Origin of the sequence: Mycobacterium terramassiliense (assembly GCF_900157385.1) — a bacterium.
Taxonomy (GTDB): Bacteria; Actinomycetota; Actinomycetes; order Mycobacteriales; family Mycobacteriaceae; genus Mycobacterium; species Mycobacterium terramassiliense.
Genome location: NZ_LT717700.1, coordinates 98,700 through 111,059, shown reverse-complemented (window position 1 = coordinate 111,059; position 12,360 = coordinate 98,700). Strand labels below are relative to the sequence as shown.

The following is a 12,360-nucleotide window of genomic DNA, read 5'->3' as shown; positions in this document are numbered from 1 at the left end:
GCGGCCGCAACGCGACCTGGGGCCTGGGGCCCACCCACGGGCCAGGGCCTCGGGTTGCTTCAAGCCATCTTCCGCAGGCGCCGCCTCAACCGTGCGCTGCGCAGAATCTGGGTCGTGAAATTTATCGAGGCCAACATCGGGAAGACCCCGAGAAAAGTCCGCTCGGAGGGTGTGGCTCCGTGCAGGTGGTAAAGACTGCCGAAGACGTAAAAGCACCCCACCGAGAACAACGCGCCGGGGATGGATAACGTCATCAAGGAGCTGCGGTCGGCCGTGATTTGCTTCGCGAAATCCAACTCGTCTCGCGACACTGGTTGACGTTTGCGCACTTTGGTGAGCACCTTTTTGGCGCTCCCGATTTCCTCCCTGATCGGCGTCGTCGGTCGATCGCCCAGCCGCTTGACGTATACGCCGGCGATGGCGCCGAACACCAACGCGAACGCGAGGGCGACGACGGTCAGGAAACCAAACAAGGCCGTACTCATCTTCTTCGAGCCCTCCTTAGCGCCAGCCCGCCGGCAGGTCGGTGATGTGATTGGGACAGTAGTCCTGGGCGGCCTCGGACATGACATTCCGCGCGTCCTCGGCCGACATCTTGGCGCGCAGCCGCATGAAAGCGTATTCGGCTGGCAGGTAACCCGATTCGGGCCCGGCCGGATCGTCCATCAGCTGGCAGGCCTCCTTCTCCTGGCTGCTGTCGGCTCGCGCCATGCCCGCGCCGATGCCCGAGCCGAACAGCGAGGCCAGCCCAACCAGCCCGCCAGCCGCGATTTTCGTGATCCTCACTGGTGTTCACCTTCACTCGCGCGCCTTGCGGGCCCAGTGTAAGGCTCGGGGCCGGCCGCGCGGCGATGCCAACCTTCGTCAAACGGGTCGCAGCCCCGCGCGTCATTGTCGAGAATGGTCCAGATGGCGGTCATGCAGGTTATTCCTGGAGAGCTGGCGTCGACCGCACAGGACGTCGGCAGGATCGGTGCCGCGCTCGAAGAGGCCAACGCCTTGGCGGCGCTGTGGACCAGTGGCGTCCTGCCCGCCGGCGCCGACGAGGTGAGCGCGGCGATCACCCCGCTGTTCATCGACCAATCGAGGGTCTATCGGGAACTGGCCGCACAGGGCCAGGCGTTCGAGCAGCGGTTCATCCAATTGCTGGGCGCGGCGGACGTCGCCTACATCCAGACCGAGCGGGCGGGGGAGCAAGCGCTGCGCGACGCGGTCGGCGAGTTGGAATCACCGCTGATCGCATTGGCTACGCAGGCCGAGAATCCCGCTCCCACCAGCATCCCGCCGCTGAACGTGCCGCAAAACAGTTCCGTGGCGCTGATCGTCGGCGGCACCACGTTCCCCCTGCCCGACGCCAAGTACGTCGGCTCGATCATGGCCGACTTTCTGAACAACCCGACGTTGTCGCCGCTCACCGGGGCGTTGGGGCAGTCGCTTTACACGCCGGAGCAGTTCTGGCCGTTCACCCCGCAACTTGGAAACCTGACGCTGGGCCAGTCGGTGGCCCACGGCGTGCAGTCGCTCAACACCGCCGTCAACACCGAACTGGCGGCGGGCAACAAGGTGATCGTCTACGGCACCTCACAAAGTTCGCTGGTGGCGACCGTCGAGATCCGCAACCTGATGGCCATGGCCAATCCGCCCGACCCCGGCGAACTGTCGTTCTTTTTGACCGGTGACCCCGGCAACCCCGATGGTGGGTTTTTCGAACGCTTTCCCGGCCTGTACATCCCGCTGTTCGACGTGCTGTTCAACGGCGCGACGCCCCCCAACTCGCCGTACCCCACCGTGATCTTCACCAACCAGTACGACATGGTGACCAACCTGCCGCGGTACGTGCTCAACCCGGTCAGCGACCTGAACGCGTTCATGGGCTTCGCGCTCTTCCACGGGACGCACGACTACGTCGACCTGACGCCCGGACAGATCGCCAACGCGACCGAACTGCCGACCTCGCCCGGGTACACCGGTTCCACCCACTACTACGAGCTGCTGACGCAGAACCTGCCGCTCGTCGCGCCGCTGCGCTTGTACGTGCCGGCGCCGTTCGGCAACGCCCTGGCCGACCTGTTGCAGCCGGACCTGCGGGTGATCGTCGACATGGGCTACGGGTCGGGGGAGTACGCCGACATCCCCACCCCCGCGAGCCTGTTCGAACTGCCGAACCCGTTCACCATCGTGCCGGACCTGGCGCACGGCGCGGTGCAGGGCCCGCAGGCGGCGCTGGTCGACCTCGGGCTGCTGCCGCCGTCGATGATGCCCACCGGCTATCCGTTCGATCCGTCGCTCGACCCCGGCCTGAACTTCCCGCTGCCGCAGTCGTCGGTCACCGGGGTCTCGCTGCTGACCGGGTTCGAGGGCCGCTTGATGCGCGCGCTGGGCCTGGTTCCGAGCTGGGATAGCTGAGTTATCCGATTTTGCAGAACGATTCGCCACCGGCGTTTTCAGGTCAGGTGGACGTCGCTTATGTCGATTGACACCATGAGTTCATCGGCCAACAGGCGGCCGTGCGCGTCGCAGCGGTATGCCCGGCGCTTTGATGGCAGCTTGATGCCGTCGGCCTCCACGATGTCGTAGACGTACTGGATCGCTGCGAACCCCCCCGCGACGTCGACACGGTAGTCGTGACGGCGCAGCAGAAAGTCGCTGCCGAAGTAGAACTCCTGCTCGGTGCTATGGCTGGCGAGCTCGTCCGAGAAGCGCGCCTGCAGCCCGAACCAGCGCTCGCCAAAGTCCTCGATTGGGTCGATCTCGGCGACGGTGAGACCGGGCAGCGTCATAAAAAATGGGGTGGTCAAATACGTCCACAGCGCGTAGCCGTTGAAGTACGCGCGCTGCAAGGGATCCCACGGCGTTGTGAGCTCATGACCGGCGAACGATTCTCGCGGGTTGAACCCTTCGGCGACCACGCGGCCGTCGAGCTTTTCGATGGCGCCGCGTCGGGGCGTGAAGTCGGTTCTCTGGTCTGCCGCACCGAACGGCTGCACGGAGGCCCATTCACGCTGCAGCGCAACGCTCATCCGTCGCGGCGTGGGATCTTGCGGTTGGCCTTTGATCTCCCAGAGCTTGCCGCCGCTGACGATGGTCGCCTCCATCGAGCCGAATCGTCGCCACCGATCGAGGCCTCCGTGCGCCGCGAGCACGGCGTCGAGCAGGGCGGTCACCGTTCGATCATAGGCGTGGGCCAGCAGCGGGAGCTTGCTTGCCAACCTGAATTGGAACGTGTTCTAGTGAGCCGGTGAGGATGTCGCGATGACCCGCCCGAGCCCCTTCCGCGCTGACCTCATGGATGGGCAGGTCGCCTTGGTCACGGGCGGCGCCACCGGTCTCGGCTTGGAGATCGCCCGGGTGCTGGGTGGTCACGGTGCCCGCGTCGCCATCTGCAGCCGCAAGGAGGCCAACCTGCAAGCCGCCGTTGCGGCATTGCGGGAAGGGGGGATCGAGGCGATCTACGGTGTGTGCGACGTGCGCCGCTTCGAGGAGGTCACCGCGGTCGTCGAGGAGGTGGTGCAAACGTTCGGCCGGCTCGACACCGTCGTCAACAACGCCGCCGGAAACTTCCCGGTGCCGATCAGCGGCTTGAGCGCAGGCGGATTCAAGGCCGTGGTCGACATCGACCTGCTGGGAACCTTCAACGTGTCGAAGGCGGCCTACGAATGCTGGCTGCGTGAGCACGGCGGCGCCGTGGTGAACATCAGCGCGGCGATCCAGTACCGCGGGATGGCCCTGCAGGCGCACGTGGTGTCGGCCAAGGCCGGCATCGACGCGCTGACCCGCAGCTGTGCCATCGAATGGGGGCCCGACGGGGTGCGCGTGAATATCGTTGCCCCGGGCGCGATGTCGGGCACTGAGGGGGTGCGGCGCATCACCGGCGATCAACAGCACCGGACCACCCAGAACCCGCTGCGGCGCGCCGGTTCGACGACCGAGGTCGCCGAAGCCGTGCTGTTCCTGGCCAGCGACGCCGCCTCGTACGTCACGGGTGCGACGCTCGTGGTCGACGGGGGTGGTTGGCTGACGGCCAGTGGCGTGCCGGATCTGCCCGGCTACCGCTGACCACCGGCGGCCCGACGACCTCGGCGCCGGCCCGCGAGAACGCCTCGCCCGCAATCGAATCCAGCACGCCCAGGTGAGCGATGTCACCCGTTGGGCTTGAATGTGTAGGTTTCACCGTGCGCGAGGTAGACGAACTGCGTCGTCGTGGCCGAGGCCCGGGCCGCCTTCTTGAAGTCGTCCAGTCCCGAGAGGAATACCGAGAAGTCGTTGTAGTGGATCGGGATGGCGGTGCGGGGCTTGGTGACCTCAACGGCCCGCACCCCCTGCTCGCCCGTCATCGTGACCACCGTGACGAGGAAGGTCGTGCCACCCGTGTGAATCAGTCCGAGGTCGATGTCGGGATAGCGGCGCGGGATGTCGGCGAGGGCATCGATGAGCATCGTGTCGCCGGTGATATAGAGCCGGTAGAGGTGATCGGCGTTGCGGCTGAAGTCGAGCAAGTGCCCGTTGACGGGCATGAGCAGGTCGTTCACCGCATCGTCCGCGGAATGCTTGCCCGGCATGGCGGTGATGTTCAGCGTCGCCTCACCTTTGCGCACCCCGAGGGATTCCCAGGTGTCCAGGGGATAGCCCCGCTCGAAGCCCAGAGCGCTCAGCTTGTCCACCGCATCGGCGGTCGAGACGATGGGCAGCTTCTTGTCGAGCTCCCGCGCGGCGACGTCGTCGAAATGATCGCCGTGGTAATGCGACAAGACGATCAGGTCTATCGGTGGCAGATCGGCGATCTGACAAGCCGGCTCGACCTCGCGTCGGGCCCAGATGCCATGCCCCAGATAGACGTGCTCGCCCTTGTGCAGGAAGGCCGGATCGGTCAGGATCGTCAGCCCGCCGAAGCGGATCAATGTGGTGGCGTTGCCGATGAAATAGACATTGCCCTCGGCGAAATCAGCTGTCCCGCCGCCGGGCAACTCCAAAGACGTCATCGTCACGCGCTCCTTCGCCGCGGGCCTGCAGGCCCGCGGTTTCAGTCTGCTCCAGATCGGGCGGGCGCGATAGGGGACACGTTGGCCGATGCTGCCGCGCGGGGCTCGGGGGCTCACATCTTGACGGTCAGGGGCCAGACGTTCCAGATGTCCTCGCAGTACTCGGCGACGGCGCGATCCGACGAGAACTTCCCGCTGCGCGCGGTGTTGAGGATGGACATCTTCGTCCAGGAGTCCCTGTCCTGCCACGCCGCGCTCACCCGCTGCTGGCACTCGACGTAGGACGCGTAGTCGGCGCACACCAGGAACGGGTCGTCGTGGCGCAGGTTGTCCACCAGCGGCCGGAACACCTCGGTGTCGCCGCGCGAGAACGTCCCGCCCGCAATGAGATCCAGCACGGCGCGCAGCTCGTCATCGCCGTCGATGTAGCCGCCCGGGCGGTATCCGTTCGACTTGACCGCCTCGACCTCCTGCTCGGTCAGGCCGAAGAGGAAGAAATTCTCGGGGCCGACCTCTTCGCGCATCTCGACGTTGGCGCCGTCGAGCGTGCCGATGGTCAGCGCGCCGTTGATCATGAACTTCATGTTGCCGGTCCCCGAGGCCTCCTTACCCGCGGTGGAGATCTGCCCGGACAGGTCGGCGGCCGGGTAGATCAGGTGCGCGTTTTGCACGTTGAAGTTCGGCACGAACGCCACCCTCATGAAGCGGTTGACGTCCGGGTCGGCGTTGACGGTCTCGCCGACGGCGTTGATCAGCTTGATGATCCGCTTGGCCATGAAGTAGCCCGGCGCGGCCTTGCCGCCGAAGATGAAGGCGCGCGGGGGAATCGACAGGCCCGGGTTCTGCTTGATCCGGTGGTACAACGCGACCATGTGCAGCACGTTGAGGTGCTGGCGCTTGTATTCGTGGATGCGCTTGACCTGGACGTCGAACATCCAGTCCGGATTGAGCTCGACGCCCGCGACCGCGCGGATGTACTTGGCGAGGCGTGCCTTGTTGGCGCGCTTGATGTCGCGCCACTCCTGGCGGAAGGACGCGTCATCGACGAACGGCTCCAGGCCGCGCAGCCGGCCCAGGTCGGTCAGCCAGCCGTCACCGACGGTGCGGTCCAGCAGTTCCCGCAGTCCCGGGTTGGCCAGCGCGAGGAAGCGGCGGGGTGTGACGCCGTTGGTTTTGTTGCTGAAGCGGTCCGGCCACATTTCGTAAAAGTCCTTGAGCACACTGGTCTTCAGCAGCTCCGAGTGCAGCGCCGCGACGCCGTTGACGGCGTGGCTGCCCACGGTGGCGAGGTGCGCCATCCGGACGTTCTTGCCGCCGTCCTCGCCGATCAGCGACATCCGGCGCACCCGATCCTCGTCGCCGGGGAACCGGGCGCGCACCTCGTCGAGGAATCGGCGGTTGATCTCGTAGATGATCTCGAGGTGGCGGGGCAGCGACTCGCCGAACAGTTCCAGCGGCCAGGTCTCCAGCGCTTCGGGCAGCAGGGTGTGGTTGGTGTAGCCGAACGTCGCGACCGTGATGTCCCAGGCCTCGTCCCAGGCCAGGTCGCGCTCGTCGACGAGCAACCGCATCAGCTCGGCCACCCCGATCGAGGGATGGGTGTCGTTGAGCTGCAGGGCAAACCGCTGTGGCAGTTCGCGCACGCCGGCGTCGGCGAGGTCGTCCATGATGTGCAGCACGTGCTGCAGCGAGCAGGACACGAAGAAGTACTGCTGCAGCAGGCGCAGCTGTTTGCCCGCCTCCGGCTCGTCGTTGGGATACAACACCTTGGTCACCGTCTCGGACATGACCTCGTCCTCGACCGCCCCGTAGTAATCGCCGGTGTTGAAGGCTTCCAGCGCGAACGACTTGACGGCCCGCGCGCTCCACAGCGTCAGCACGTTGCAGGTGTTGACCCCGTAGCCCTGGATGGGCGTGTCGTACGCGACGCCCTTCAGCAGCCGCCCCGGCACCCACCGGACACGGTCGCCGCCGTTGTCGTCCGTGTGGTGCGCGACGTAGCCGCCCCACTTGACCAGGTAGGTGACGTCGGGTTTGGCTATCTCCCAAGGGTTTCCGTGGTCCAGCCAGTTGTCGGTCTGCTCAACCTGCCAGCCGTCGCGGATCTCCTGGTCGAAGATGCCGAATTCGTAGCGTATTCCGTAGCCGATCGCCGGCCGCTCCAGCGTGGCCAGCGAGTCCAGGTAGCACGCGGCTAGCCTGCCGAGCCCGCCATTGCCCAGGCCCGGCTCCTCCTCGCAGGCCAGGACCGTGTCGAGATTCTGGCCCATCGCCGCCAGCGCTTCGCGCGCCGCGCGCTCCATGTTCAGGTTCAGCAGGTTGTTGCCCAGCTGCGGGCCCATCAGGAATTCGGCCGACAGGTAGCAGGTCACCTTGCGGCCGAGGTCCAACGAGGTCTGCGTCGAGGCCACCCGGCGGTCCTGCATGCGGTCGCGCACGGCCAGCGCGAGCGCGCGGTAGTAGTGCTCGGGGCGCCGGGCCGCGGCCGGGCGGCCGATCGAGTAGCGCAGGTGATCGTTGATCGCCCGCTGCAGCGCCGCGGCGCTCATCCCGGTGCGGGAGTGCTCGACCAGGTCGGCCCGCGTGGGGCTGGGGGACATTCCGTCGGATGGCGTCTGATCGAGGTCGGTCATTCGTGAGTCCTACTCCTTAGAGCGATGCCCGGCGGCGCGCAGGTGAGTCAGTCTGGCAGCGGTTTTTGCACACCAGGCGCGCAATTGGCGTCGGCCACGTGAACGAGAGCCCACGCGCCGGCGACGAAACGGCGAGCCGTTAGGCGATGTAACCGCGGGGCAGCACGCAGAAGTCGACGCACGCCGCGGCGAGCATGTCGCCCAGCTGGGGGCCGGCCGGCGCGCGGAGCTTGAGCACCGCGCCGGCCGACGGGGCCTTGAGCGTGGCGATGTTCTGGTTGGACAGCAATTGGATTGCCTCGGTTTCGATGTCGCGCCACCCGGTGTGGACCGTCATCAGCGTGAGGACGCCCAGTTCGTCGCCGGCGGGGGACAGGATCGGGTGATGCCAGGCGCTGTCGGCCTTGGATCCGGCGTGCGGCCGCAGCACCGCCAGGACGGTGCCGCCGGAGTCTTCCAACCGCGCCGCGCCGTCGGCCGGGACAATCTTTCCCACGGCGCCGTCCTGATTCGTCACCGTCGTCGTTGCCGCCACCGCCAGCCGGAGTTCGTCGCCCGCCGCGCCGGACAGCGTGTAGTCGCTTTTCCCGCCGTTCTTGAAGCCGAGCAGAACGCCGACACCGCCCTTCTGTTGAGCGCGTGCCAATTCGGTGCCGTCGGGGGTGGTGAGCCCGATCCGCAACGCGTTGGACGTCGCCCGCGTCACCCGTGCGGCGGCGGCCGTCGCGTTTCCCAGAATCGGCATGCGGGAAATCGTAGGCCAGAATCCTCAACCATGAATCAGTTCGCGAGCGGGAAATCGGCCGAGCAAAGCCAGCTGCCGTTGGCCTCGGCGGGTGCGCGCTGGCTGATCGCCGCGGCCGTGCTCGGTTCGGGCATTGCGCTGCTGGACGGCACCGTCGTCAATGTCGCGCTGCCGGCCATCGGGCGCGACCTGGGTGGGGGCTTGACCGGTCAACAGTGGGTCCTCGACGGCTACCTGCTGACGCTGAGCGCGTTGCTGCTCACCGGGGGCGCCGCGGGCGACCGCTACGGCCGCCGACGGGTTTTCGTCGCCGGGCTGGTCGTCTTCACCGCGGCCTCGGTCGGCTGCGGTTTTTCGCCGACGATCGGATGGCTGGTCGGCGCCCGGCTGGCGCAGGGTGTCGGTGCGGCGGCGCTGGTACCGGGCAGTCTGGCGTTGATCGACGCCGGCATCGTCGATGACGACCGGGGCCGGGCCGTCGGGATTTGGGCGGGCATGTCCGGCGTGACGACGGCGCTGGGTCCGTTCATCGGCGGCTGGCTCGTCGATGTGGCGTCGTGGCGCTGGGTGTTCTTCTTGAACCTTCCGCTGGCCGTGGCGGTGGTGTGGATCGCCGCCCGGCACATTCCCGAATCGCGCGATCCGACCGCCCGCGGACGCCCGGACGTCCTGGGGACTGCCGCCGTCACGGTCGGGCTGTCCGGCGTGATCTACGCGCTCATCGAGGCCCCTTCGCGGGGTTGGACATTCGTCACGGCGACGGCCGCCGTCGTCGGAGCGGCGGCGCTGCTCGCCTTTCCGGCGATCGAACGGCGCGCGCAATCGCCCCTGCTGCCGTTGCCGCTGTTGCGGTCCCGGCAATTCACCGGCGCCAACCTCACGACTTTGGCCGTCTACACCGCCATCGGCGGCGCGTTGTTCCTGTTGGCCCTGCAGCTGCAACAAAGCCTGCATTACTCCGCGCTCGCGGCCGGGTTGGCGATGCTGCCGATGACGATCATCATGCTGATCGGCTCGCCGTGGGCCGGCGCGCTCGGGCAGCGGGCCGGGCCGCGGCTGCCCATGACCGTGGGCCCGCTGATCGCCGCGGCGGGTTTGGCGTTGATGGCGCGGATCGCGCCGGGGGCGACCTATCTCGGCGCGGTGCTGCCCGCCGTGGTCGTGTTCGGCGTCGGGTTGGCGATCACGGTGGCGCCGTTGACCGCGGCCGTCCTCTCCGCCGTCCCCGACAGCTACGCGGGCACCGCCTCGGGAGTCAACAACGCCATCGCGCGCCTCGCCGGGTTGCTTGCCGTCGCCGTGCTGCCGGTTTCGGCCGGCATCACCGCCGGCCCGGGGCAGCCGCTCGGTCCCGGGTTCTCAGTGGCGATGATCATCGCCGCCGCCGCATGCTTGACCGGCGCATTCATAGCGGCGCTGACGGTCCGCGCCGGCGCGGACTTTGCCCATCAGATGCTGCCCGGAATCAACCACGCCTGCCAGGACCCGTGCACCAGGCTGCCGGGAAGCGCCCCGGACGCGGCGTAGCGTTGCCCGCCGCAGCATCATTCGGCAAGCAGAGTAACGCCGCCGGCCTTGCGGCCCTGGAAGTGGTTGCCGCTCAAGGTTCCCCGACGTTGACTGTCGCTGATGCCGAAACGCTCGTGCAGTCGCGCAAGCCATGCGGGCGCCCACCAGTTCCGGGTGCCCAGCACGTGCATGAACGCCGGTAACAGCACCGTCCGCACCAGCGTGGCGTCCACGACGACGGCCAAAGTCAGGCCTACCCCGAACATCCGCATGAACGACACGTGCGCAGCGATCAACGCCGCGAACGAGATCGACATCACCAACGCCGCCGCCGTGACGATCCGACCGGTACGCGCCACACCCAATGCAACGCTCTCGTCGTTGTCGGCAGGGGTTCGCCCGGAGGCGACCCAGAACTCGCGGATCCGGGAAACCACGAAGACCTCATAATCCATCGACAAGCCGAAGGCGATGCAGAACAGCAGCACCGGCATGTTGGCGACCAGTGTTCCGGTCGATGTCGTGCCGAGGCCGCCGAGATGGTGGTCCTGGAAGATCCACACCATCGCGCCGAATGCCGCGGTCAGCGAAAGCACGTTGAGCATAAGAGCTTTCAGTGGCAGCACGATGCTGCCGGTCAGCAAGAACAGCAGTACGAACGTGACCGTAGCGATCAGGCCCAGCACCAGCGGCAGCCGCGAGGTGATCGCGTTGACGCTATCCCGATTGGTCTGCGCGGTTCCGGTGAACTCGACGGTCCGACCGGCGGGGCGCGGGATGTCATGCAGGCGCCGCAACTGCGCCTCCGAGCGCTCGGAGAAGAGCGGGGCTGTCGTTCGGACGGTGAGAAACGCACTGCCGCGTGCCCAGCCGGTGGGCGACGACGGTGGTCCAACCGGGATCCCGCCCACGAAGGTGCCCACCGGCGTCGAGACCGCTGACACGTCGGTGACCCGTGACAGATCGGCCGCGTACCGTGCGATTTCGTCCTTTGTCACGCCGTCGGTGTCGGGGATGACGACGCTGACCGCCGTCGCCGAGTCGTTGACGAATTCACTGCGCAGCTCATCGCCCACCTGCCGGGCCGAAGCGGAGTTCGGCAATACCCGGTCGTCGGGAAAGCCCCATCGCACCCCGAGGAACGGCATACCGACCAGTAGTAGCAGGACAACCACGGCCAGTCCGATGGGAATCGCGTGGCGGATGACGAACCGTGTTGAGCGGTACCAGAACGCGAGCTCGACGGGCTTGCGGACCGGCGCGGCCCTGCTGCGGATGCGGCGTACCAGCCGGCGCACATCCAGCGCGTTCAAGCGGTCCCCGAGGAGCACGATAGCCGCGGGTGTCATCACCACCGCCGCGATCGCCGTCAACGCGACGGTGGCGATTCCCGCGTAGCCGAACGACTTCAGGAAATGCATCGGGAAAAGGATCATTGCGGCCATCGACAGGGCGACGGTGGTGGCAGAGAACAACACCGTGCGGCCCGCGGTCGCCATGGTGTGCATCAGCGCGTCGTCTCGGGTGGCGCCGCGGGCCATCTCGTCCCGGAACCGGCTGACGATGAGCAACGTATAGTCAATCGCCAGCGCGAGACCCAACGCGGTACTGAGGTTGAGCGCAAAGATCGAGACGTCAGTGGTGAGCGCGATCAGGCGCAGCGCGGCGAGCGAGCCGAGGATCGATACTCCGCCGATGGCGACCGGCAGCGCGGCCGCGAACAAGCCGCCGAACACCCAGACCAGCACGACAAAACTGAGCGGAACTGCGATCGCCTCCACCAGCAGCACATCGCGCTGCGCTTGCCTCGTGATCTGCGCGTTGACCATCGCGAGCCCGCCGGATCGCACGGTGACCCCGTTGCGGTCGTGGGCGAACCGCTCCGACAGGGCGTCGGCATAGCGCTGCGAATCGGTTTCCCCGCCGCCGATGCCCGCGGCGATCAGCCCCGACCTGCCGTCCCTGCTGACCAACGAGGCGACGCCAGCGGGTGGGGCGGTCCACGCCGAGGTCACGCTCGTCACGTGCGCCGATCGGCTCAGTTGGTCCGCGATCTCGGTGCCGACCGCGCGGGCGGCGGCGCCGTTAACACCGTCCGGTGCGGAGACGACAAAGAGCAGCTGCGCATCGCCTTGGCCGAACTTGTCGGTGAGAACCGTTGCGGCCCGCGATGATTCCGATGCGGGATCCTGGAGACCTCCGGCGGAGAGGCTCTTGGCGACTGGGATGCCGACGATGCCGGCGGCGACCAGCAGCAGCGCTGCGGCCGCGATGGTCCGCCTCGGTGCGACGATCGCGAGCCGTGTGACGCGATGCAGCAGGCCATGTTGATGAACACGCGGGTCCGCGCGATTCACGATCCGAGGAGTCGCGGTGCCAGACCGCCCAATGTCGCTGACCATGGGACCACCCGCCCTCTGAAGATCTCGATTTCAACAATCGGTGACTTTTGTCAACAATGGGTGACTTAGACGATATCCCGCGCCGCCCCACG

At 67.2% G+C, this 12,360-nt stretch carries 10 protein-coding genes; 3 read left to right on the top strand and 7 right to left on the bottom strand.

The genetic code is table 11. The features are described 5' to 3' along the window. Positions 1 to 59 precede the first annotated feature (59 nt). The gene (locus MTAB308_RS08490) at positions 60 to 485 is read right to left on the bottom strand and encodes a hypothetical protein (protein WP_077099069.1); all 426 of its coding nucleotides are present in this window, start codon (positions 483 to 485) and stop codon (positions 60 to 62) included. A gap of 16 nt (positions 486 to 501) precedes the next feature. After that, positions 502 to 786 carry a hypothetical protein gene (locus tag MTAB308_RS08485; protein ID WP_077099068.1) on the bottom strand — a complete coding sequence of 95 codons (285 nt, stop codon included), beginning with the start codon at positions 784 to 786 and terminating at the stop codon, positions 502 to 504. A gap of 123 nt (positions 787 to 909) precedes the next feature. Between MTAB308_RS08485 and MTAB308_RS08480 the strand changes: the two genes are divergently transcribed. After that, complete coding sequence (locus MTAB308_RS08480; protein WP_077100064.1) at positions 910 to 2,406, top strand: PE family protein; 1,497 nt, start codon at positions 910 to 912, stop codon at positions 2,404 to 2,406. Between the two features lie 38 nt (positions 2,407 to 2,444). Here MTAB308_RS08480 and MTAB308_RS08475 read toward each other — a convergent pair whose 3' ends face one another. Continuing rightward, the gene (locus MTAB308_RS08475; protein WP_077100063.1) at positions 2,445 to 3,164 is read right to left on the bottom strand and encodes a hypothetical protein; all 720 of its coding nucleotides are present in this window, start codon (positions 3,162 to 3,164) and stop codon (positions 2,445 to 2,447) included. Positions 3,165 to 3,252: 88 nt separating this feature from the next. Between MTAB308_RS08475 and MTAB308_RS08470 the strand changes: the two genes are divergently transcribed. Further along, positions 3,253 to 4,056 carry an SDR family oxidoreductase gene (locus MTAB308_RS08470; protein ID WP_077099067.1) on the top strand — a complete coding sequence of 268 codons (804 nt, stop codon included), beginning with the start codon at positions 3,253 to 3,255 and terminating at the stop codon, positions 4,054 to 4,056. An 83-nt stretch (positions 4,057 to 4,139) separates the two neighbouring features. On the opposite strand, the gene MTAB308_RS08465 is transcribed toward MTAB308_RS08470, so the two are convergent. From MTAB308_RS08465 to MTAB308_RS08455, 3 genes are all read right to left on the bottom strand, one after another. After that, a complete protein-coding gene (locus MTAB308_RS08465) occupies positions 4,140 to 4,979 on the bottom strand; it encodes an MBL fold metallo-hydrolase (protein WP_077100062.1) in 840 nt (279 codons plus the stop codon). A 113-nt stretch (positions 4,980 to 5,092) separates the two neighbouring features. Continuing rightward, complete coding sequence (locus tag MTAB308_RS08460) at positions 5,093 to 7,579, bottom strand: glycogen/starch/alpha-glucan phosphorylase (RefSeq protein ID WP_077100061.1); 2,487 nt, start codon at positions 7,577 to 7,579, stop codon at positions 5,093 to 5,095. A 172-nt stretch (positions 7,580 to 7,751) separates the two neighbouring features. Then, positions 7,752 to 8,357 (bottom strand): hypothetical protein, encoded by a 606-nt coding sequence (locus tag MTAB308_RS08455; protein ID WP_077099066.1) that lies wholly within the window; start codon positions 8,355 to 8,357, stop codon positions 7,752 to 7,754. A 30-nt stretch (positions 8,358 to 8,387) separates the two neighbouring features. Between MTAB308_RS08455 and MTAB308_RS08450 the strand changes: the two genes are divergently transcribed. Then, complete coding sequence (locus tag MTAB308_RS08450; protein ID WP_077099065.1) at positions 8,388 to 9,884, top strand: MFS transporter; 1,497 nt, start codon at positions 8,388 to 8,390, stop codon at positions 9,882 to 9,884. Positions 9,885 to 9,901: 17 nt separating this feature from the next. On the opposite strand, the gene MTAB308_RS08445 is transcribed toward MTAB308_RS08450, so the two are convergent. Then, positions 9,902 to 12,187 carry an MMPL family transporter gene (locus MTAB308_RS08445; protein WP_077100060.1) on the bottom strand — a complete coding sequence of 762 codons (2,286 nt, stop codon included), beginning with the start codon at positions 12,185 to 12,187 and terminating at the stop codon, positions 9,902 to 9,904. Between the last annotated feature and the right edge of the window lie 173 nt (positions 12,188 to 12,360).